This window comes from Streptomyces sp. NBC_00341, from assembly GCF_041435055.1.
Lineage (GTDB): Bacteria > Actinomycetota > Actinomycetes > Streptomycetales > Streptomycetaceae > Streptomyces.
The window spans coordinates 2,573,828-2,595,242 of the sequence record NZ_CP108002.1; the positions used below are offsets into that span (position 1 = coordinate 2,573,828).

The window sequence follows — 21,415 nt, forward strand, 5'->3', positions numbered from 1 at the left end:
TGCCGTCACTCCCCCGTCTCGAAGGTGAAGGCGTCCAGGTCGAACAGGTTCCCCTGGCCCGTGGGCCCCTTGAAGACGAGGAAGAGTTCGGTGGTGCCCGCGGGCGCGTCGGTCACGTCCGCCGAGACGTCGGTGAAGGTCTCCCAGTCGCCGGTGGGTGCGACGGTCAGGGTGGAGAGCAGGGTGCCGGTGGGGGAACCCGCGCGGACCTCCAGCGTGCCACCGGGACCGGCGGAGGAGACCCGGGCCGAGACACCGGTGGCGTTGGCCAGGGCGTACGGCTCGAAGGAGATCCAGTCGCCGTTGTCGGTGAAGCCGACGGTGGCGCCGCCCTCCGCCGATCCGTGCTGGGCCGCCTCGACGCCGGACTGGGCGGCGAAGTGCTCGGCCTGCCGGTGCCGGGGCTGGAGGATGTTGGCACCGTGACCGGTGAGCCCGCCCGCGTCGGTGTACTCGGCGTCGAAGACCCCGTAGATGTTGGCGGCGCTGTCGTGCTCGCCGTCGACGGGTACGTCGATGGTGCCGGTGCAGCCGTCCTTCGAGGTGATCTGGTGCCGGTGGCTGTCGTGGCCCAGGAGGTAGGTCACCTTGACCTTCGAGCAGTCGACGGTGCCGTCCTCGGGGTCGGTGACCGTGACGGTGAAGGGCACGGAGTCACCGAAGGAGAAGAGTCCGCCGTTGGCCGGTGTGGTCAGGGTGACCGTGGGGGCGGTGTTGCCGGCCGTCACGACGAGGCTGGCGGTGCCGGTGAGTCCCTCGGGGTCGGTGACCGTGAGGGTCGGGTTGAAGGTACCGGCGGTGGTGTAGGTGTGGTGCGGATTCGCGTCAGTGGAGGTGGCGCCGTCACCGAAGTCCCAGGCGTAGCTGATCGCCCCGCCCTCGGGGTCCTCGCTGCCGGCCGCGGAGAAGGCGACGTCGAGCGGGGTGGGTCCAGAGGTGCGGTCCGCCGCGGCCTTGGCGACCGGGGAGCGGTTGCTGCCCGCCAGGTACTCGACGCGGTACAGCGCCTGGTTGCCGGAGCCGGTGCCGTAGTCCAGGACGTACAGCGCGCCGTCCGGGCCGAACGCGGAGTCCATCACCTGGGTCCCGGTCCACGGGAAGGAGTCGATGGTCCCGGGTGATCCGTCGGCCTTCACCTCGATCGGCTTGATCCACTTGCGGCCGTACTCGGCCGCGAAGAAGCGGCCGTCGAGCGATTCGGGGAACTTCACGGCCGAGTCGAGGTCCGCGTCGTAGTGGTAGACCGGGCCGCCCATCGGCGATTCGGAACCGCCCCCGAACTCGGGCGGTGAGCCCGCGTCCCCGCCGTACCTGATCCAGGCGGGCTGCACGGAGGGCAGCGTCGACTGGCCCGTGTTGCGGAAGGAGTTGTTGGCCGGGCCGCCCGCGCAGTCGTACTTCGCGCCGGAGGGGCCGCTCGGGAAGGTGTACTCGTTGTACGTCTCCGAGGCGGTGTTGGTACCGGTGCAGTAGGGCCAGCCGAAGTTGCCGGGAGCGGTGACCCGGTCGAACTCGACCTGGCCGCTGGGTCCGCGGTTGGCGTCGGTGGTGCCGGCGTCGGGGCCGTAGTCGCCGACGTATACGGCGCCGCTCTGCTTGTCGACGGACATCCGGAACGGGTTGCGGAAGCCCATCGCGTAGATCTCCGGCCGGGTCTTCTCCGTGCCGGGGGCGAAGAGGTTGCCGGCCGGGACGGTGTAGCCGCCGTCGGCCGTCGGCTTGATCCGCAGCAGCTTGCCGCGCAGGTCGTTGGTGTTCCCGGCGGAGCGCTGGGCGTCGAACTGCGGGTTGCGTTCGGTGCGTTCGTCGATCGGCGCGTATCCGGCGGACTCGAAGGGGTTGGTGTCGTCGCCGGTGGTCAGGTAGAGGTTCCCGGCGGCGTCGAAGTCGATGTCACCGCCGACGTGGCAGCACTGGCCCCGGTCGTTGGCGACTTCGAGGACGACCTTCTCGCTCGCGGTGTCCAGGGTGCCGTCGGCCTTCATCGTGAACCGGGAGAGGTTGAGGTGGCCCTTCCACGCCTCGAAGTCGGCGGCGGTGCCGGTGACCGGGGCGTCGCCGGCCGGGGTGTCCAGTACGGGTGAGTAATAGAGGTAGAGGTAGCGGTTGGTGGCGAAGTCCGGGTCGGCCGCGACGCCCTGCAGCCCCTCCTCGTCATGCGTGTAGACATTCAGCTTGGCGGCCGTCTTCGTCGTCCCGGCGGCGTCGGTCAGCCGGACCGTGCCGTCCCGGGCGGTGTGGACGACGGACTTGTCCGGGAGGACGGCGAGGGACATGGCCTCGCCCAACTCGTCGGTGCCGAGTGCCAGTTGGACCTGTTGATAGTCGGCGGCCGGGATGTCGGCCTGTACGTGGAGCGCGGTGGGTTCCACGGGCGCGGCCACCGCGGTGCCGGCGGCGAGACCGCCGGTGGCCACCAGGGTGAGGGCTGTGAGGACCCTGGACCACAGGGGTGGGGACAGAGGCATGAACGCTTCCTTCCTGACGGTGCGTGGGGTTGTCAGGCAAGGCGCTGTGTCGCGCTTTGCGACGTGCGTGTGCTGCCGGAGGGGCGGCGATGCGACCAGGTTCTTACTCCCTGCCGCGCCGAGATGCCCTGCCGGAGTGAACTTTTTGCATGCTGGCAACGCAAAATTAATTTGTCAAGGTCGTATCCAAATTCCCGCCGGATGCCCCGTACAGCCATCCGGCACGGATTCCGGATCACATTCCGAGGACGGAAGCGCTTCGCTTATCTAGGGTTCGCAGAGTGATGCCACTCTTGCCTGCACTCCAGGACCCCGCCGGTTCGCCGGCCGCCCGTGAAGCCGTCCGGTTCGGCGAACAGTCGCTCAGTTACGCCCGGTTGGCCGCAGCGGCGGACGCACTCGCTACCCGGATCGCGGAGGCCGGGCGGGTAGCCGTCTGGGCCACCGCGACCCCGGAGACCGTGGTCGCGGTGGTCGCCGCGCTACGGGCGGGCGTGCCCGCCGTGCCGCTCAACCCGAAGACGGGCGAGCGGGAGCTGGCCCATATCGTCTCCGACAGCGCGCCCTCGACGGTGCTGGCGGCGGCCGGTGACGTACTGCCTCCCGCACTGGCCGCGCTGGCCCGGGTGGACGTGGACACGGCCGCCGCACCTCGGACGCGCTCCACCGAGTTCCCCGAGCCCTCACCCGAGTCCCCCGCCCTGATCGTGTACACCTCCGGCACCACAGGCCCGCCCAAGGGCGCGGTCCTGCCGCGCCGGGCCGTCGCCGCCACCCTGGACGCACTGGAGGACGCCTGGCAGTGGACCGGCGACGACGTCCTCGTCCACGCGCTGCCGCTGTTCCACGTGCACGGCCTGATCCTCGGCATCCTGGGCCCGTTGCGGCGGGGCGGCTCCGTGCGCCATCTGGGCCGGTTCTCCACCGAGGGCGTGGCCCGGGAGCTGGGGGCGGGCGGCACGATGCTGTTCGGTGTGCCGACGATGTACCACCGCATCGCGGAAGCGCTTGCCGAACCGGCCGCGTCCGGCGGGCTCGCGAAGGCCCTCGCGGGCGCCCGGCTGCTGGTCTCCGGCTCTGCGGCACTGCCGGTCCACGACCACGAACGGATCGCGGCGGCGACCGGCCGCCGGGTCATCGAGCGGTACGGCATGACGGAGACGCTCATGAACACGGGCGTACGGGCCGACGGCGAAGCCCGCCCCGGTACCGTCGGCGCCCCGCTGCGCGGCGTCGAACTCCGCCTGGTCGAGGAGGACGGCAGCGCGCTCGCGGACCCCGCGTCCATCGGTGAGATCCAGGTGCGCGGCCCGAACCTGTTCACCGGCTACCTCAACCGCCCCGAAGCGACGGCCGCCGCGCTCACCGCCGACGGCTGGTTCCGCACCGGGGACATGGCCACCCTCGACCCCGACGGGTACGTACGGATCGTCGGCCGCAAGGCCACCGACCTGATCAAGAGCGGCGGTTACAAGATCGGCGCGGGCGAGATCGAGAACGCCCTGCTGGACCACCCGGGCGTCCGCGAGGCCGCCGTCACCGGTGAACCCGACCCGGACCTCGGCGAGCGGATCGTCGCCTGGGTGGTGCCGGCGGACCCCGCCTCCCCGCCCCCGGCCGACGAACTCGCCGCCCATGTCGCGGCCCAGCTCTCCCCGCACAAGCGGCCGCGCACCGTCCGCTACCTGGACGAGCTGCCGCGCAACGACCTGGGCAAGATCATGAAGCGGTCGCTCCATGGCTGACCGGCTCTCGGCCCGCGCGGCGATCGCCGCCGTCACCGCCGACTTCACCGAGTCCACCGCACCGCGCGAGGACACCGCGGCCGACGGCCCCCTCGGCTGGACGGGATACGCGGACTCCCGGGCACGGGCCACCGCCCGCACCGGCGAGCACGAATCCGTCGTGCACGGCCTCGCCACCGTCGGGGGCCACCGCTGCGTGCTGGTCTCGTTCGAGTTCGGGTTCCTCGGCGGCTCGCTCGGGCAGCGCACCGGGGACCGGCTGGAGGCGGCGTACGAGGAGGCCGTGGCCCGGCGGCTCCCCCTGGTCTCGCTGATCGCCACGGGCGGCAGCCGGATGCAGGAGGGCATGATCGCGCTCACCCAGCTGCACCGGGTGGCCGCCGCCTCCGCCCGGCTGCGCGCGGCCGGTCCGGCGCAGCTCGCCGTCCTGCGCGACCCGACGACCGGCGGCGGCTGGGCGACCCTCGGCGCGGGCGCCGACGTGATCCTGGCGCTGCCCGGCGCCCAGGTCGGCTTCGCCGGCTCCCGGGTACGGCCGCCCGGCGCGGACCCGGCCGCGTACACCGCGGAGGGCCAGCTGGCGGCCGGCCAGCTGGACGCGATCGTCCCGCCGGAGGAGCTGGCCGCGACCGTGGGCCACTGGCTGGGGGCGCTGGCGTACCGGGAGGCGGGGGCTACGGCGGGGGCCGGAGCGGAGGCGGGGGCTACGGCGGAGGCGGGGGCCGAAGCGGGGGCTACGGCTGAGGCGGATCACCCGGCCCCCGCACCGGCACCCGTCCCGGACGCCCTCTCCGCGACCGGGCTGCCCCGGACCGGCTGGGACGCGGTGCTCCGGGCCCGCTCCGCGTCACGGCCGCGCGCCGAGGCGTATCTGGACGCCTACTTCGGGATCCGCCTCCCGCTCCACGGCGACCGCTGCGGGGGTACGGACCCCGGGCTGCTCTGCGGCTTCGGGCTGCGCGAGGGGCGGCCCGTCGCGTACGTCGCCCAGTGCGGTACCCCGACCCGGCCGGCCGGCTACCGCACGGCGGCCCGGGTGATCAGGCTGGCCGACCGGCTCGGCGTCCCGGTCCTCACCCTGATCGACACCCCGGGCGCCGCCAACGACGCCGAGGCGGAACGGGCCGGTGCGGGCGCGGCCATCGCTGACGCGTTCGCGGCGATCGCGGCCGCCCGGGTCCCCGTCACGACCCTGGTGATCGGTGAGGGCGGTTCGGGCGGCGCGCTGGCGCTGGCCGCTCCGGGCAATACCCATGTCACCGCCGACAGCTACTTCTCGGTCATCGCCCCGGAGCTCGCGGCGGCGATCCTGAAGCGCTCCCCGGACCGGACGCACGCCACGGCGGACCAGTTGCGGTTGCGCCCGCAGGACCTGGTGGACCTGGGCGTCGCCCGCTCGGTCGTAGGGCCCGGCTCGGCGCGCACAGGAAGCAACAGGCCGATAGCGTAAGAGAAGGGAATAAATCAACAGGAATACATCGGGATAGGCCTTCGAGCGAAGAGAGAGGCCAGGTCATGGCCGCAGAATCAGAGGGCACTCCGTGCTGGGCCGACGCGACGTTCGGTGACATCGAGGGTGCGAAGCGCTTCTACGGCGAGCTGCTGGGCTGGACCTACGGCGACTCGCTGCCCGAGTACGGCAACTACACCCAGGCATACGTCGACGGCAAGACGGTCGCCGCCCTGATGCCTCCCGTGCCCGGCCACGAGGTACCGGCTGCCTGGACGCTTTACCTCGCCTCGCCGGACGCCGCGGCCACCACCGGGAAGATCCGCGAGAACGGCGGCGAGGTGCTGGTGGAGCCCATGCGGGTCGGGGAGTTCGGCACGATGGTGCTGGCCCGCGACCCGGCCGGTACGGCGTTCGGCGTGTGGCAGTCGGGCAGCCACGAGGGGTTCGGTGCGCGCAACGTGCCCGGCGCCTACTGCTGGGCCGAGGTCTTCACCCGGGACCCGGAGAAGGCGGACCCCTTCTTCCGTGCCGTGTTCGGGTACGGGCTCAAGCGCGTGGAGGACGACGCGGTCGACTTCGCGCTCTACGACCTGGGCGCGGACCCGGTGCTCGGCCGGATGAAGATGACGGAGGACTTCCCGCCGGAGGTGCCGCCGTACATGAACGTGTACTTCACCGTCGCGGACTGCGACGCGGCCGTGGAGAAAGCCGAGGCGCTCGGGGCTCAGCTCCGGTTCGGCCCGCTCACCATCCCGTTCGGCCGGTTCGCGACGCTGACCGACCCGCAGGGCGCGCCGTTCTCGCTGATCGACGGGACGACGACGGGCGGCGAGATGCCGAAGTTCGCGGACGTCGCCTGACTCCATGCCCCCGGGAGTTCCTCGCGAGCTCCTAGGCCTCGGGATCGCGTGCGTCGTACCGCGCGAACCGGGGCCACCGCAGGGCCAGCAGCAGCACGGCGGCCACGCACACGACCCCGCCCCCGGTGACGGCCACGGCGGGCGATGCGAGGTCGGCGACCGATCCGGCCAGGAAGTCCCCGAGCCGGGGGCCGCCCGCGACGACGACGATGAACACGCCCTGGAGCCGCCCCCGCATCTCGTCCGGCACGGCGGCCTGGAGCATCGTGTTGCGGAAGACCATCGAAGTGGTGTCGGCGGCCCCCGCGAGCGCCAGGAAGACGAGCCCGAGCCAGAGCTGCCGGGTCAGCCCGAACACCGCGACGGCGGTGCCCCAGCTCGCGACCGCGAAGAGCACGGCGAGCCCGTGCCGCCGGATGCGCCCCAGCCAGCCGGAGAACACCCCGCCCAGCAGCGCGCCCAGGGCCGGGGCCGCGACCAGGAGTCCGGTGGTCTTCGCGTCGCCCCCGTACCAGAGGACGGCCACGACGGGGAACAGCGCGCGGGGGTTGGCCAGCACCATGGCGCACATGTCGGTGAAGAAGGTCATCCGGAGATTGGGCCGGGTCCCCAGGAACCGCAGCCCGTCCATGACGGAGGCCCGCTTCGCGGCCCCGGCGGCGCCCTCGCCCCGGTCCGGCATCATCGAGGGCAGCCGCCACATCGCGTACAGCGAGGCGGTGAAGGTGACGGCGTCGATGCCGTAGGCGGCCCGGTAGCCCCACCAGCCGACGATGAGCCCGCCGAGCATCGGTCCGACGAGCCCGCCCGTGGTGCTGGTCATGGAGTTCAGCGCGTTGGCGGCGGGCAGCTGTTCGGCCGGCAGGAGGCGGGCGATCATCGAGCTGCGGGCCGGTGAGTTGAGCGCGAAGCAGACGGCCTGGAGCGCGACGACCCCGTACAGCAGCCCCACCCGCTCCACTCCGGCGACGGTGATCGCCACCAGGACGACGGAGAGCGCGAACGAGCCGTAGGCGCTGGCCAGTCCCAGCTTGCGCCGGTCCACGGTGTCCGCGACGGCCCCGCCGTACAGCCCGAAGACGACCAGCGGGACGAACGAGCAGGCCCCGATCAGTCCGACGGAGAACGCGGACCCGGTGAGGTCGTACACCTGGAGCGAGACGGCGAGCGCCGTCATCCCCTGCCCGACCCAGGAGACCGTGTTCCCGAACCAGAGCCGCCGGTAGTCGGGGGAGGTCCGCAGTGGGGTCAGGTCGGCGAATATTCGGGTGCGGGGTACATCGGGTTCGGTCGTTTCGGTCACGGAGCATGGTAGCGATCAGCCCGGAAGGAGCGGAGTGTCCCCCCCGCGCCCGGGTCCCGCTCCGTGCACGATCTCGCGCCCGCCACCGGAGCGGCGCACCGCCTCGCGACTTGAACGCACTCGACCCACACAGGACCCTCACGGCATCGGCAGCTGAAGGACCTTGCCCCAACTGGGCTTTTCCAAGGCCCAGTTGGCTTCAGGAAGTGAACGCCGTAGGCGTCTTGACGGGGTCAGTCGCCGTGCCCGACAGTCGTTGGCACAGCGGTTGAGAGCGCTCTCAGCCGCCTCTCCCCCCACCCCACGAAAGCAGCCCGCAATGAAGAGGATCGCTCTGCTCGGCGGATCTCCAGGCGTCTCCCCCGGCACCGGAAACCGCACCCGACGGCGTCTGCCGGTCGCACTCGCCGCACTCGCACTCTGCCTGCCACTGGCCGGCCTCATGGGTCCGGCGGGCCCCGCCGGGTTCTCCGGCACCGCCGCGGCCGCAGAACCGGACGCGACCGCCCGTACGGCGGAGGCCGACTGGACCACCATGTTCAGGGACGACTTCGACGGCGCGAGCGGAACAGGCCTCAACACGGCCGACTGGCTCTACGACATCGGCACCAGCTACCCCGGCGGCGCCGCCAACTGGGGCACCGGCGAGATCGAGACGTCCACGGACTCGACGGAGAACGTCTACCAGGACGGCTCGGGCCACCTGGTGATCAAGCCCATACGGGATGCCTCCGGGCACTGGACGTCCGGCCGGGTGGAGACACAGCGCACCGACTTCGCCGCACCGGCCGGCGGACAGATGCAGCTCAGCGCCTCCCTGAAGCAGCCCGACCCGGCGAGCGGGCTCGGCTACTGGCCGGCCTTCTGGGCGATGGGCGCCGACGCCCGCCCGACGGGGGCGACCAACTGGCCCAGCATCGGCGAGCTGGACATCATGGAGGACGTCAACGCCCTCAGCCAGCACTCCACCACCTTCCACTGCGGCCAGTGGGCCGGTGAGTGCCACGATCCCGACGGGATCAGCAGCGGGCTGCAGGCCTGCGACGGCTGCCAGTCCGGCTACCACACGTACTCGGTGACGGTCGACCGCCGGGACACGGCGGCCGAGCAGCTGCGTTTCTACCTGGACGGCGTCCAGACCTTCGCGGTGAACCAGAACGAGGTGTCCGACGCGACCTGGAAGGCCGCCGTCGACCACGGGTTCTTCGCCATCTTCGATGTGGCGATCGGCGGTTCGTATCCGGACAAGGTCTGCGGCTGCACCTCCCCCGGGGCCGACATCAGCTCCGGCGCGGGGATGAGCGTGGACTGGTTCTCGGCCGAGGTGAGTCAGTCATGAGCCGCTGAGCGCTCGTGGCTCCGCGCACCTGCGGTATCCGGACGCCGGGCACGGTCGACGGCAAATGATCGAAGCCGTGCGGCAGAACGGTGCCGTATGTGAGGCTCTGGCCATGAGCACACCTCAACAGCCTTCGGCAGAGCGGCTCCAGACCGACCGGCCGCACTCTGCGCGGGTCTGGAACTACCTTCTCGGCGGCAAGGACAACTACGCGGTCGACCACCGGACGGGCGATCTGATCCTGGAGATGTTCCCGGACATCGCGGACATCGCCCGTCTCCAACGGGCTTTCCTCGCCCGCTCGGTGCGCTTTCTGGCCGCGGAGGCGGGGATACGCCAGTTCCTGGACATCGGCGCCGGACTGCCCACCGCGGACAACACGCACGAGGTCGCCCAGCGGACGGCGCCGGAGTCCCGGATCGTCTACGTGGACAACGACCCGCTCGTGCTGGCCCACGCCCGCGCCCTGCTCACCAGCACCCCCGAGGGCGCCTGCGCGTACATCGACGCCGATGTGAAGAACGTCGACATGATCCTCGAAGAGGCCGCCAAGACGCTGGACTTCAGCCGGCCGATCGGTCTGACCATGCTGGGGATCATGGGGCAGCTGCCGGACGAGGACGATCCGTGGTCGCTCGTCGACCGGCTGACGGCACCGCTCGCGCCGGGAAGCCACCTCGCCCTGAGCGACGGCACCGACACGAGCGACACGCTGAACCAGGCCATCTCGGCGTACAACGCCAACTCGGCCGGCTCGTACCACCTGCGGAGCCCGGACAGGATCGCGGACTTCTTCCACGGCCTGGAGATCGTCGAACCGGGCATCGTCAGAACATCGGCCTGGCGCCCGGACCCCGGCGTCGAAGGTGCGGACATCCTGCGGGGCCACGCGGTCTGCGGAGTCGGCCGCAAGCCCTGAGGCGGTGTGACACGTGGACCGCGGCCGGAGAGGCGGCGCCGGTGAGCGGCCGGTGGGCGCCGAACACCCTGCCCGGGACGCCCCCCTACCGCACAGGGCGCTCCCCGCGGCTCCGCGCCACGGTGAAGTGCCTTTCCCCACGCGGGTGTTCGATCTCGTCGAGTGCGGCCACGGCGAGGTCCTCCGCGCTGATGCGCGAGGTGCCGTCGGGCTCGGTGAGCAGTGTGGTCGTGCCGCGGCGGTAGGTGCCGGTGCGGATGCCGGGTTCGAGGAGGGACGACGGGCTGAGGTAGGCCCAGTCGCCGTCCGGGTGCTCGTGGCAGGTCCGCAGCTGGGTCGTACTGGCTTCCGCGACGGCCCGCCAGGCGGCGGGGACGTGGTCCGGGTCGTCGATCACCAGCAGCCCGGGATCGCGTGGTGACCGCAGGGGACCCGCCCCGCCGATGACCAGCACCCGGACGCCCGCCCGGCCGGCCGCGTCCAGCACGGCCGAGGTGAGCGGGGCGATCGAGTCCTCCTGGCCCGGGGCCGGCCGGATGGCGAGAAGGGCGGCGTCGGCCCTGCCGAGAGCCTCGTCGAGGGCCGCGTCGCGCTGTTCCGCCGGGGCGCCCGCGTCAACGGTCACGGGTATGACGGCGGCGGACCGGGCTGCGTCCGGGTGTCTGGACGCGGCGGTCACCCGGTGGCCGCGCGCGACGGCTTCGGTGACGAGGCGTGAGCCGACCATTCCGGTGGCGCCGATGACGGTGATGTTCATGAGGCGGGCCCTTTCCGGGTGCCGGTCACGGGAGTGAACTGCCCCGCCGCGAGTGCCACGAGGGCCAGGGCGAAGCCGAGGAGCTGGAGTGCGTCGAGGCTCTCGTCGGCGAGCAGCACGCCGAGGGCCGCGGCGACCAGCGGCGAGAGCAGCCCGAGGAGGGCCGTCGCGGTGACCGGGAGGGCGCGCAGGCCCCTGAACCAGAGGGTGTACGCGATCAGCCCGCCGAACGTGCCCAGCCACAGGTATCCGGCCACGGCCCGGCCGTCCACCCCGCCGGGCACGCCCTCGATGATCAGTGCGGGGGCCAGCAGCACCAGTCCGCCCGCGGTGAGCTGCCAGCCGGCGAACCCGACCGCGCTGACGCCGTCCGGCCGGCCCCAGCGTTTGGTCAGCACCACGCCTCCCGCCATGGCCACGGCCCCGGCGAGCCCGGCGAGGATCCCGAGGGGGTCGAAGGCCGCACCGGGGCCGAGCACGACGAGCCCGACGCCCGCGACGCCGACGACGCCCCAGACCAGGCGCCACGGGGACGGCCGTTCGGAGAGGACCGGGAGGGCGAGGAGGGCCACCAGGATCGGCTGACTGGCCCCGAGGGTCGCCGCCACCCCGCCGGGGAGCCGTTCGGCGGCGATGAACAGCAGCGGGAAGAAGGCGCCGATGTTCAGGGTGCCCAGGAGCGCGGCCTTCCACCACCACGCCCCGCGCGGCAGGGTGCGCGCGATCAGGAGCCCGAGCAGGCCGGCCGGGAGTGCGCGCATGAGCGCGGCGAAGAGCGGCGAGCCGGGCGGCAGCAGCCGGGTCGTGACGATGTACGTCGTACCCCACACCGCCGGGGCGAACGCCGTGACGACCGTCAGCCCGGCCCGGCGGACCGGTGGCGTGGACGTCGTATGCGGAAGAGCTGTCGTTGTGGTCACTCCACCACTCTCGGGCCCGGATCATCCATGAGTCCAACACATGGTTTTCATGGCAACGATCGTGCGAGAAGATTGATGCATGGAACTCCGTCAACTGCGATACGTGCTGGCCGTGGCAGAGACCCGGAACTTCACGCGCGCCGCAGAGCAGTGCTACGTGGTCCAGTCGGCACTGAGCCACCAGATCAAGGCCCTGGAGGACGAACTCGGGGTGCGCCTGTTCGCGCGGACCAGCCGACGGGTCGAACTGACCGCGGCGGGCGAGGCGTTCCTGCCCTCCGCCCGTCTCAGCGTGGAGGCCGCCGGGCGGGCGGCCGCCGACGCCACGGCGGCCGTGGGGGAGCTGCGCGGCCCGGTCGCGCTCGGCGTCATCCCGACCGTCACCGCCCTCGACATCCCGCGGGCGCTGCGGACCTTCCACCACGCCCACCCCGCCGTCCGCGTCACCCTGCGCACCGCGGGCAGCGACGAACTGATCTCGGCCGTGGAAGCGGGCACGGTGGACCTCGCCGTGCTGGGCCTGCCGGCAAGGAGCCCCGCCCCCGCCGGAATCCGGACGCTCGAACTGGCCAGGGAACGGCTCGTCGCGGTCGTCCCCGCCGGGCACCGGCTGGCCGGGCGGCGCCGGCTGCGCCTGGCCGATCTGGCGGCGGAGACGTTCGTCGACTTCCCGGCCGGCACTCCCGGGCGCGCGCAGAGCGACCTGGCGTTCGAGGCGGCGGGCGTCCAGCGCGATGTGACCTTCGAGTCGATGTCCGCCGGACTGATCCTCGACCTCGTCGGGCAGCACCTCGCGGTCGCCCTGCTGCCGCCCGCGATCCTGGCCCCGGACGCGTCCACGGCGGCCGTCCCCGTGACGGACGGGCCGGTCCGGATCGAGTACCTGGCCTGGAGCGCGTTCAATCCCACACCCGCCGCGACCGCGCTGCTGACGGTGCTGCGCCCCGCCCCGGCCTCCGGTGTTGCCGGAGGCCGGGAGGGGCGCAGCTAGGGTTCTCGGTTGGATCACGCGAACCTGGCGGACACGCCTCCGTCCACGGCCCAGTCCGCGCCGGTGACGAATCCCGCGGCGTCCGACAGCAGGAAGGCGACCACGGAGGCGACCTGTTCCGGGGTGCCGAGGCGGCCCAGGATGTGTTTGGACACCGCTTCCCGGCGGACGTCCGGCTGCTCCTGCTCGAAGTACTCGGCCAGCAGGTCGGTCTCGATGTAGCCGGGGCTGACCGCGTTGACCCGGACGCCCCGGGGCCCCACCTCAAGGGCCATGCTGCGGGTCAGCCCCACCAGCCCGGCCTTGGCCGAGGCGTAGGGGAACATGCCGGGGCAGGTCATCGTGGCGTGCATGGAGGCGATGTTGACGATCGCGCCGCGTCCCCGGTCCGTCATGCCGGGCAGGACGGCCCGCGCCATGAGCCAGGCTCCCTTCAGGTCGACGCCGAACACCTCGTCCCACTGCTGGGTGGTCATGGTGACCACGTCGGCGTAGGAATTGCGTCCCGCGTTGTTGACCAGGCCCGTCGCCGGGCCGAGTTCCGCGCTCAGGGCGGTCACCGCGGCATGGACCTGGTCCTCGTTGGTGATGTCGCACTCCGCCCAGCTCGCGGCCGTACCGATGAGGCGCGCGGTCCGCCGCGCACCGTCACCGTCGATGTCCAGCAGCCCCACCCGGGCACCGGCGGCCGCCGCCGCTGTGGCGACGGCGGCACCGATGCCGCGGGCCGCGCCGGTGACCAGCACCACGTCGTCGGTCAGGTCGATCATGTCGGTCCTCTCGTCCCGCGCGAGGTGCGCGGGATGCCGTCGAATCAGATAACGAAACCAGACCCGTCCGTGGCGCGGCGCGGCCGGTTGTCAGGGCAGCAGTCGCACCCGTGCCGTGCCGCTCCAGCCGGCCGGCAGCGTGATCGCGGGGTCGATGTAGTTGCCCCAGGCCAGGTCGGGGTAGTTGAGCCGGGCGCTGACGATCAGGCCGACGCCGGGAGCCCGGAGCGGGAACGCGTCGCCGGTCAGCGCCTCGAACGCGTCGAGCACCACATGGGCGCCGGACGCGGACGCGTTCTTGCGGCCGGTCACGCGGACGGTGACGGTGTGCTCGCCCTCGGCCAGCCCGGTCCGTTCGAACGCGCGCTGCTGGAACACCTTGCCCGTGGCGTAGAGGTCCACCTCGGTGGCGGCGCCGCCGTCGACGGAGACCTCGGCGATCCCCTGGTTGGGGCCCTTGGGGCAGATGAAGCGGACGCCCGTGCCCCAGAACGTGGCCGTCGCGGTGTCGCCCGTGGTACTGCTGAAGGATTCGGTGCGCCCGAGGTCGCCGCTCGTCCATGCCTCGGCCGAGTCCGCGTGCGTCCACGACCCGGTGTAGAGGACCCTGTCGGAGGCGTCGTCGATGACCGGGTTCACGACCTGGAAGGCGTCGACGAGGGCGTGGGTGTCCTTCGAGGCGGCGTTCTTGGTGCCGGTGCACTCCACCCTGACGGTGTGCCGGCCGTACGTCAGCGGCTTGCTCCGGAAGACGAGTTGGGCCGGGGTCTTCCCCGCTCCGTAGAGGTCGACGGTTCCGGCGGCCTTGCCGTCCACCGAGATCTTCACGATGCCGAGGTTGTCCGCCTTGGCGGAGTAGAGCCCGACGCCGGTGCCGGTGAACGTCAGCTCCGCCGCCGCTCCCGCCGCCTTGGTGAAGGACTCCGTGCCGAACAGGTCACCGGCGGTGTAGTCGGCGCTCGCGTCCGCGTGGGTCCAGTCACCCGTGTAGACGATCTCGGAGGAGGCGTCGTCGATCAGGTCCGGTTCCATGGGCGCGAGGCGGACCGAGTCGGTGCCGTCGGACTCGACCTGCACTCCGGCCCCTTCGGCACCCGCTGTCGCCTTGGCGATCCTCACCCCCGCCTTCGTGCTGCGGAAGTCGTTGGTCCAGTGGGCGGTGCTGTCCTTGCCGAACAGGAAGTAGCTGTGGGTGTCCTGCCCCCAGGACCAGTCCGGCCGGGTGCGGTAGCCGTCGGTCCCGGAGCCCCGGGTCCTGGTCGCCGTGCCGGAGGTCCGTCCGATGTGGTCGTCGGGGTACGCGGTCCACTGTCCGTCGCGCTGCCAGCTCAGGGTGTCCGTCCCGTCGGCGAGGACGTACCGGACGCCGACGTCGCTGATCTGGCCGGAGGGCGGGTTGGCGATCGTGTAGGCCGTCGTCAGCAGTCCGCGCGGGCTCACGGTCACCTTGATGGTGGTGTCGATGGTGCCGAACCGCCCCTTCAGGGTGACGGTCACCTGGCTGCCGGTCGTGGCGACGGTCGCGGACGTGCCGGCCCACCGGCCGGGAACGGCGCGCGAGATCACCAGGTCAGGGCCGCCGCTGAGGATCCTGGTGCCGTCCGCGTGCGCCTCTGCGAGCCGTGCGGTGTGCTTGTCGAACACGACCGTGAAGGGGGCGTCGACGCCCTTGACGGTGATCGCGGTCGCGGTCTCGCTGACGGTGGGCGCCGTGCCGCTGTCCGAGGGGAAGGACGGCTCCGCCCGCTTGTTGAGCCACAGGCGGTACTCGTCCACGAGGGCTGTGCCGCGCCGGAAGGTGAGCCGCAGGGAGTCGCCCGGCGACCAGGCACCGGCCGGGACCGTGAGCGTGCCGCTGCTCCGGGGCGCGATGTCGATGCCCTGGAGGGTGCCCGTTCTGGCGCCGAGCTGCCAGCTGACCTCCAGCTCACCGAGGTTGCTGTGGTCGTGCCAGTTCTTGACGGGCACCGCGATGGCGCCTGACGGGGTCAGGCCGGTGAGCACCCCGTCGTCGATCCGCACCGGGGAGAAGGCCTTCTGGGTGAGCCAGAACTCGGGCTTGCGCCGCCGCCAGAGGTCGATGACGCCCCACTCGCCGTAGCCGACCGGCCCGTTGTCCAGGTGGAACACCTCGTCGATGGCCGCCCAGATGGCACCGCCCACGACGCCGTCGGTGGTACGGAACTTCTCCGCCAGCTTCGCGATGCTGTGTCCCCAGAAGTCGCGGACCCCTGGGTCCTCCCTGAGCGTGCCCACGTTGTAGCAGGGCACATGGGCGAACTCGCCGTACTGGATGGGTTGTTTGGCGTTCCCGTTGGCGTTCTGGAGATTGGGGTAGTGACCGCTGTAGATGTCGGTCTGGTTGCCGCCGTTGCTCTGGCCCTGGTCCTCGAAGAGCGTCGGGCGTGACGGGTCGGTCTCGTGGGCGTAGGTGTTCTCCGCGGCGAAGTTGCGGCCCATGCCGCTCTCGTTGCCGACGGACCACTCGATCACGGAGGCGTGGCTGCGGTCGCGCTCGATCATCTCGGCGAACTGGGTCGTGTACTGCTCGGTGTACGCGGGGTCGTCGACGGTGCTCTGCTGGAAGCAGACCGGCGACTCGACCTCCACGTAGAGCCCGAGCCGGTCGGCCCAGTCCAGCAGCGCGGGGGTCGGCGGGTAGTGCGAGGTACGGATGAAGTTGCAGTTCGCCTCCTTGTAGAGGCGGGCGGCCTGCTCCTCCATCGCCGGGTTCGTCGAACGCCCCTGCTTCTCGGTGATGCTGTGGTGGCAGACCCCCAGCAGGTGGACCGGCTTTCCGTTGACGACCAGCTGGTTGCCCCTGGCCTCGACCTGACGGAACCCGATCTTCCGGGTCACCGTCTGCGTCACTCCCCCGGCGGTGAACTCGGCCGACAGCGTGTACAGGTGGGGGTGTTCCGCGTCCCACTTGAGCGGGGCCTTGACCGGTATCGCGGCCTGGCTCTGCGGGTCCTTGTCCGTCAGGGTGATCTTCGAGGGCGTCAGCGGCACCGCCTTGCCGTCGGGGTCGGTGAGGGTGAGCTCGGCCGTTCCGCTCTGGCCGGACTGGAACGCGGCGGCCGCGGTGACGGTGAGCGTGGCGTCCTTGTACGCGCTGTCGAAGGTCGTGTCGGCGTGCAGCCTGGTCAGGTACGAGGCGGGGAGGGCCACCAGCGTCACGTCGCGCAGGACGCCGCCGATGATGTGGTGGGCGTAGTCGGACTGGCCCGCGATGCTGGTGGCCCGGTCGGTGACGCCGAGTGTGACGACGGCTTCGCGGCCGGGCGTGACCAGGGCGGTGATGTCGGCGTACCAGGTGGTGAACCCGCCGTCGTGGGTGCGTACGGCGGTGCCGTTGACCCACAGCCGGGCGTAGTTGTACACGCCGTCGAAGCGGAGCATGACGCGCTTGCCGGCGAAGTCCGCCGGGACGGTGAGCTTCACCGCGTAGGCGCATTCGGTGTCGGTGGGCACGGTCTCGCCCTGGAGGGCGGGTTCGCCCGGTACGTCGAGCGGGTGCCACGAGGACGTGTCGGTGCCGGTGGTCCAGAACGAGGCCGGGGGGCTGGACGTCCAGCGCCATCCCGAGGTGACGGGAACGAGCGGCGTACGCACGCCGGAGACGGTCTCCGGCAGCGGCGGGATCACGGGTGGGGCCGTGGCGGCATGGGCGGGCGCGGCGAGGAAGACGTCGCCCGCGACGGCGAGGAATCCGGCTGCCGCCAGACCCTTCAGCGCGCTGCGACGGGAGAACCCACCGGTCGGCCGGTCGGCGTCGGGGCAGTCGGAAGGCTTACGGCGGTGAGGGAGCGTCACGTCAGGCCTCTCTTCGTAACTTGGCTGCTGCTGGGGTGTGTTCGTGGGCCGGTGAGGGGATGGGCATCGGGGGTTTCGCCGGGTCCCTCAGCTGGGGAGCCCGACCGGGCGTTCGCCGCTGCGGCGTTGCTGGATGACGACGGCGATGACGAGGAGTGCGCCCTGGGCGACGTTCTGCCAGAAGGAGTTGATGCCCTGGACGGTGAGGCCGTTCTCCAGGGCTCCGAGCAGGGCGACGGCGAGCAGGGTGCCGCCGATACCGCCCTTGCCGCCCTTGAGGGCCGCGCCGCCGAGTGCGGCGGCGGTGATGGCCTTGAGTTCGAGGCCCTCGCTGCCGGAGGTGGGCTGACCGGATCCGGTGCGGGCGGTGAGCAGGATGCCGGCGACGGCGGCGACGATGCCGATGAGGGCGTAGACGCAGATCAGGTACTTGTTGATGTTGATGCCGGCGAGCCGGGCGGCGGTGTCGTTGCCGCCGATCGCGTAGATGTTGCGGCCGATGTCGGTGTACCGCAGCAGGAGATGGACGAGTACGGCGACGACGATGAGGATCCAGACCATGACCGGAAGTCCGGCGATCTTGCCCCGGCCGAGGAAGATGAAGAAGTCGTCGTTGAGGACGTAGCCCTGGGCCCGTCCGTCGGACAGGAGCTGGGCGAGTCCCTTGTAGGCGGCGAGGCCCGCCAGGGTCGCGATGGTGGGGTTGACCCGGCCGTAGACGATGATCAGGCCGTTGAGCACGCCGATGAGCAGGCCGACGCCGATGGCCGCCGCCATGCCGAGGAAGGCGTTGGTGTTGGTGCTGGTGAAGACCATGGCGCTGACGACGGAGGCCACACCGGTCTGCGAGCCGACCGAGATGTCGAGCCCGCCGCAGATGATCACGACGGTCTGCACGATCGCGAGGAGACCGGTGATGGTGGCGGCCTCTGCGATGACCTGCATGTTGGACAGGCTCAGGTAGTTGTCGTTGAGGATCCCGAACAGGACGAGTACCAGGATCAGCGCGCCGACGAGGCTGATGTTCTGCCCGCTGACGCGGGAGAGCAGCCTCGGCCGGGAGGGTCCGGGGTCTTCGGACGGCTCCTTGACCGCTGGGGAGGGGACGCTGGTGGTGGTCATGAGGTGGCTCCGGGGGTGCTGGTGCTGATGATGTCGTCGGCCATCGCGAGCGCGAGGATGGATTCCTCGGTGGCCTCGTCGTGGTTCAGCTCGCCGGTGATGCGGCCCTCCTGCATGACGACGACCCGGTCCGCGAGGCCGAGGAGTTCGGTGAGTTCGGAGGAGATGACCAGCAGGGCGACGCCCTCGGCGGCGAGGTCGGCGATGATCTGGTAGATCTCGGCCTTCGCCCCGACGTCGATGCCGCGGGTCGGCTCGTCCAGGATCAGGACCTTCGGCTTGCGGGCCAGCCAGCGGGCGAGGACCACCTTCTGCTGGTTGCCGCCGGAGAGTTTGCGCACCTCGTGGTCGATCGTCGGTGTGCGGACCCGGAGGCGGTCGGTGTAGTGCTGGGCGAGTTCGCGCTCCGCGCTCCGCCGGACGAACCGGGAGCGGCGCAGCCGGCCCAGGACGACCAGGGAGATGTTGGCCCGGACGGACTGCTGCAGGAAGAGGGCCTGGGCCTTGCGTTCCTCCGGCGCGAGTCCGAGTCCGGCCCGGATCACCGCGCCCGGACGGCCGCTCGGCAGCGGGGTGCCGTCGAGGGTGGCGCTGCCGCTGTGGACGGGCTGGTCACCGGCGAGGGCCAGGGCGAGTTCGGAGCGGCCCGCTCCGATGAGACCGGCAAGGCCGACGACCTCGCCCGCGTGGACCTGGAGCGAGATGTCGGTGACGTCGTCCGTGGTGAGGTTCCTGACGTCGAGGACGAGCCGGTCGGTGGCGACCCGCTGCCGCACGAACATGGTGGAGAGGTCGCGGCCCACCATCAGGCGCACCAGTTCCGCCTCGTCCGTCGAGTCCGCCTGCTGGACGCCGACCAGGCTGCCGTCGCGCAGCACGGCGATGCGGTCGGCGAGCCGGAAGATCTCCTGCATGCGGTGCGAGACGTAGACGATCGCGATGCCCTGGTCGCGCAGCCGCCGGATCAGCGCGAACAGGGCCTCCACCTCGTGCTCCGCCAGGGAGGAGGTGGGCTCGTCGAAGGCGATCAGGCGGGCCGTCGTCGTTCCGGTGAGGGCGCGCATGATCTCGACCAGCTGGCGTTGCGCCGGGGTGAGTTGTGAGCCCAGGAGACCGGGGTCCAGGACGCCGGCGAAGCCGAGCCGGGCCAGGTCGGCGTCGATCCGGCGGCGCAGCTCCGCCCGGTCGAACCGCCTGCCGGACTTACGGGGCAGGGCGCCCGCGTAGACGTTCTCGGCGACGGAGATGTGCGGGATGATCTCCGGCTCCTGCGGGATGATCCGGATTCCGGCCGCGCGCGCACGGGCCGGGGAGTCGAGGGTGACGCGCTCGCCACCGAGGACGATGTGCCCCTCGGTCGGCTGGTGGTCTCCGGTGAGGATCTTGAGCAGGGTCGACTTGCCCGCGCCGTTCTCGCCCATCAGCGCGGTGACCTGACCCGGCGGGAAGTCGAGCGTGATCCCGCTGAGCGCCTGCACGGCACCGAACTGTTTGGTGACACCCGAGATGCTGATGGCTCCGGCGCGGTCTGCGGCTTCGGGCGGTCCGCCGGAGGGGTCGGGGCCGGCTGTCGGGTGCGGGGGCTTGGTCATGTGTCGGTTCACCTCGAAGGCATGGCGCGCGGTGTGGTCGGGGGTGTGGGGCCGGGGTCCGGGGCGTGCCGCCGCCCCTCGGCCGCCACGGCTTGCCGCCGCGGGACGGGACGGTTCAGCTGCAGGTGAGGCCGGAGCTCTTCCAGGTGGAGTGGTCGACCATGGTGGTGGGGGCGAAGGCCTCCTTGGGGAAGTCCTTGCCGTTCTTGAGCTTGTCGTACATGGTCTGGACGGCCAGGGCGCCGACGTCCTTGCCGTTGATGAAGAGGGCCGCCTTCATGCCGCTCTTCTTGTCGGTCTGCCATTCCTTGCAGGCGAGGTAGGCGCCCAGGCCGACGCCGATGACGTGGTCGGGGCCGATCCCGGCGTTCTGCAGCGCGGTGACCCCGCCCATGGCGTTCTCGTCGTTGCAGCCCCAGACGACCCAGTTCTTCACCTTGGAGTTCGCGGTGACCGTCGCGGCGATCTTGTCCTGGGCGCCGGTGGGGGTGTTGTCGGTGGCCACGTTGATGGTCCGTACGCCCGGAACCGCCGCGTCGAAGGCCTTCCTGGCCGACGTGACGCGGTCGCCGCAGACGGTGACGTCCTGTTTCCAGGCCGAGACGACGCGGGTGTCCGAGGCCTTCCAGCCGGCCTTCTTGTACTCGGCGGCGGCGCGCTTGCCGACCTCGGTGCCCATCTGGGCGCCGCTGAAGCCGATGCGGGAGACCAGGTCGTCCTTGCCGCACTTGGCGGGGTCGGGGCCGGTGGTGCAGATCTGGTCGTCGGAGGTCAGCAGCGCGACCTTGCCGTCCTTCGCGGTCTGCGCGACCTGGGGCCCCACCGCCGGGTCCGGGACGACGATGATGACGCCCTTGGCCTTCTGGGCGACGGCGGACTGGACCTCGCTGACGGTCTTGTTGGCGTCGTTGCCCAGGTTGACCACCTTGAGGCCGATGCCGAGTTCCTTGGCCTTCGCCTTGGCGCCGGCCGCCTCGCCCACGAAGTACTCCTGGTCGCCCTGCTTCTGCAGGTACGTGATGGAGATCTTGCCGTCGACCTTGCCGACCGAGTCCTCCCCCGAGCTCTCCTTGCCCGACGAGCACGCGGTGCTCAGCGAGAGGGTGAGCAGCAAGCCGGTGGCGACAGCGGTGGACCGACGGGACGGACAGAACATGGGAGCTCCTTCGTGCTGGCAGCGACCGCCGCGGTTCGCGCCGCGGGGGTCGTGTCGTGTGGTGCGGACTGATGTGGTGGTTAGCGGGTCACGCCGGGGTGAGGGGGCGGGGAGCGACGCACCGAACTGCTCCGTCACCGTGCGTCCCACGGGCTCACCCTCGGTTGCGGCGACTGGCTTCTGGCGGTCTGTCCACGCAGGCTC

Annotated in this window: 15 protein-coding genes; 6 read left to right on the forward strand and 9 right to left on the reverse strand. The window is 71.5% G+C overall.

Annotated features, from left to right (window positions below):
• Nucleotides 1-5: 5 nt before the first annotated feature.
• Nucleotides 6-2,468, reverse strand: a complete 2,463-nt coding sequence (locus tag OG892_RS11540; protein ID WP_079193421.1) for a PQQ-dependent sugar dehydrogenase — start codon at nt 2,466-2,468, stop codon at nt 6-8.
• A 284-nt stretch (nt 2,469-2,752) separates the two neighbouring features.
• Here OG892_RS11540 and OG892_RS11545 point away from each other — a divergent pair, with 284 nt between their 5' ends.
• The 3 genes from OG892_RS11545 (at nt 2,753) to OG892_RS11555 (ending at nt 6,526) form a co-directional block, all read left to right on the forward strand.
• Complete coding sequence (locus OG892_RS11545) at nt 2,753-4,213, forward strand: acyl-CoA synthetase (protein WP_371629070.1); 1,461 nt, start codon at nt 2,753-2,755, stop codon at nt 4,211-4,213.
• Nucleotides 4,206-5,663 carry a carboxyl transferase domain-containing protein gene (locus OG892_RS11550; protein ID WP_371629071.1) on the forward strand — a complete coding sequence of 486 codons (1,458 nt, stop codon included), beginning with the start codon at nt 4,206-4,208 and terminating at the stop codon, nt 5,661-5,663. Before OG892_RS11545 ends, OG892_RS11550 begins: the two co-directional genes overlap by 8 nt.
• Nucleotides 5,664-5,728: 65 nt before the next feature.
• Nucleotides 5,729-6,526 carry a VOC family protein gene (locus OG892_RS11555; protein ID WP_073735904.1) on the forward strand — a complete coding sequence of 266 codons (798 nt, stop codon included), beginning with the start codon at nt 5,729-5,731 and terminating at the stop codon, nt 6,524-6,526.
• 31 nt (nt 6,527-6,557) lie between these two features.
• On the opposite strand, the gene OG892_RS11560 is transcribed toward OG892_RS11555, so the two are convergent.
• Nucleotides 6,558-7,829 (reverse strand): MFS transporter, encoded by a 1,272-nt coding sequence (locus OG892_RS11560; protein WP_371629072.1) that lies wholly within the window; start codon nt 7,827-7,829, stop codon nt 6,558-6,560.
• Nucleotides 7,830-8,148: 319 nt separating this feature from the next.
• Between OG892_RS11560 and OG892_RS11565 the strand changes: the two genes are divergently transcribed.
• Together OG892_RS11565 and OG892_RS11570 are read left to right on the forward strand one after the other, a co-directional pair.
• The gene (locus OG892_RS11565) at nt 8,149-9,168 is read left to right on the forward strand and encodes a glycoside hydrolase family 16 protein (RefSeq protein ID WP_328867182.1); all 1,020 of its coding nucleotides are present in this window, start codon (nt 8,149-8,151) and stop codon (nt 9,166-9,168) included.
• A 112-nt stretch (nt 9,169-9,280) separates the two neighbouring features.
• Nucleotides 9,281-10,087 carry an SAM-dependent methyltransferase gene (locus tag OG892_RS11570; protein WP_371629073.1) on the forward strand — a complete coding sequence of 269 codons (807 nt, stop codon included), beginning with the start codon at nt 9,281-9,283 and terminating at the stop codon, nt 10,085-10,087.
• Between the two features lie 85 nt (nt 10,088-10,172).
• On the opposite strand, the gene OG892_RS11575 is transcribed toward OG892_RS11570, so the two are convergent.
• Together OG892_RS11575 and OG892_RS11580 are read right to left on the reverse strand one after the other, a co-directional pair.
• Complete coding sequence (locus tag OG892_RS11575; RefSeq protein WP_371629074.1) at nt 10,173-10,844, reverse strand: NAD(P)-dependent oxidoreductase; 672 nt, start codon at nt 10,842-10,844, stop codon at nt 10,173-10,175.
• On the reverse strand, nt 10,841-11,764 hold the full coding sequence (locus OG892_RS11580; RefSeq protein ID WP_079193423.1) for an EamA family transporter: 924 nt from the start codon (nt 11,762-11,764) through the stop codon (nt 10,841-10,843). Before OG892_RS11580 ends, OG892_RS11575 begins: the two co-directional genes overlap by 4 nt.
• Before the next feature lie 79 nt (nt 11,765-11,843).
• Here OG892_RS11580 and OG892_RS11585 point away from each other — a divergent pair, with 79 nt between their 5' ends.
• Nucleotides 11,844-12,755: a LysR family transcriptional regulator gene (locus OG892_RS11585; RefSeq protein WP_328867179.1), complete on the forward strand. Its 912-nt coding sequence runs from the start codon at nt 11,844-11,846 to the stop codon at nt 12,753-12,755.
• Nucleotides 12,756-12,769: 14 nt separating this feature from the next.
• Here the strand turns inward: OG892_RS11585 and OG892_RS11590 are convergent, their stop codons facing one another.
• The 5 genes from OG892_RS11590 to OG892_RS11610 form a co-directional block, all read right to left on the reverse strand.
• Nucleotides 12,770-13,525 carry an SDR family oxidoreductase gene (locus OG892_RS11590; RefSeq protein WP_328867178.1) on the reverse strand — a complete coding sequence of 252 codons (756 nt, stop codon included), beginning with the start codon at nt 13,523-13,525 and terminating at the stop codon, nt 12,770-12,772.
• A gap of 90 nt (nt 13,526-13,615) precedes the next feature.
• Nucleotides 13,616-17,341 (reverse strand): glycoside hydrolase family 2 TIM barrel-domain containing protein, encoded by a 3,726-nt coding sequence (locus tag OG892_RS11595; RefSeq protein ID WP_371629075.1) that lies wholly within the window; start codon nt 17,339-17,341, stop codon nt 13,616-13,618.
• A gap of 87 nt (nt 17,342-17,428) precedes the next feature.
• Nucleotides 17,429-18,463 carry an ABC transporter permease gene (locus OG892_RS11600; protein ID WP_073735910.1) on the reverse strand — a complete coding sequence of 345 codons (1,035 nt, stop codon included), beginning with the start codon at nt 18,461-18,463 and terminating at the stop codon, nt 17,429-17,431.
• Nucleotides 18,460-20,055 carry a sugar ABC transporter ATP-binding protein gene (locus tag OG892_RS11605; protein ID WP_328867176.1) on the reverse strand — a complete coding sequence of 532 codons (1,596 nt, stop codon included), beginning with the start codon at nt 20,053-20,055 and terminating at the stop codon, nt 18,460-18,462. Before OG892_RS11605 ends, OG892_RS11600 begins: the two co-directional genes overlap by 4 nt.
• A gap of 115 nt (nt 20,056-20,170) precedes the next feature.
• A complete protein-coding gene (locus OG892_RS11610) occupies nt 20,171-21,211 on the reverse strand; it encodes a substrate-binding domain-containing protein (RefSeq protein ID WP_371629076.1) in 1,041 nt (346 codons plus the stop codon).
• Nucleotides 21,212-21,415: the final 204 nt, after the last annotated feature.

Excerpts from the sequence above, each read along its gene's own strand:
- OG892_RS11540 (WP_079193421.1), bottom strand. The coding sequence starts at position 2,468 with ATGCCTCTGTCCCCACCCCTGTGGTCCAGGGTCCTCACAGCCCTCACC.
- OG892_RS11545 (WP_371629070.1), top strand. The coding sequence starts at position 2,753 with ATGCCACTCTTGCCTGCACTCCAGGACCCCGCCGGTTCGCCGGCCGCC.
- OG892_RS11550 (WP_371629071.1), top strand. The coding sequence starts at position 4,206 with ATGGCTGACCGGCTCTCGGCCCGCGCGGCGATCGCCGCCGTCACCGCC.
- OG892_RS11555 (WP_073735904.1), top strand. The coding sequence starts at position 5,729 with ATGGCCGCAGAATCAGAGGGCACTCCGTGCTGGGCCGACGCGACGTTC.
- OG892_RS11565 (WP_328867182.1), top strand. The coding sequence starts at position 8,149 with ATGAAGAGGATCGCTCTGCTCGGCGGATCTCCAGGCGTCTCCCCCGGC.
- OG892_RS11570 (WP_371629073.1), top strand. The coding sequence starts at position 9,281 with ATGAGCACACCTCAACAGCCTTCGGCAGAGCGGCTCCAGACCGACCGG.
- OG892_RS11575 (WP_371629074.1), bottom strand. The coding sequence starts at position 10,844 with ATGAACATCACCGTCATCGGCGCCACCGGAATGGTCGGCTCACGCCTC.
- OG892_RS11585 (WP_328867179.1), top strand. The coding sequence starts at position 11,844 with ATGGAACTCCGTCAACTGCGATACGTGCTGGCCGTGGCAGAGACCCGG.
- OG892_RS11590 (WP_328867178.1), bottom strand. The coding sequence starts at position 13,525 with ATGATCGACCTGACCGACGACGTGGTGCTGGTCACCGGCGCGGCCCGC.
- OG892_RS11600 (WP_073735910.1), bottom strand. The coding sequence starts at position 18,463 with ATGACCACCACCAGCGTCCCCTCCCCAGCGGTCAAGGAGCCGTCCGAA.
- OG892_RS11605 (WP_328867176.1), bottom strand. The coding sequence starts at position 20,055 with ATGACCAAGCCCCCGCACCCGACAGCCGGCCCCGACCCCTCCGGCGGA.
- OG892_RS11610 (WP_371629076.1), bottom strand. The coding sequence starts at position 21,211 with ATGTTCTGTCCGTCCCGTCGGTCCACCGCTGTCGCCACCGGCTTGCTG.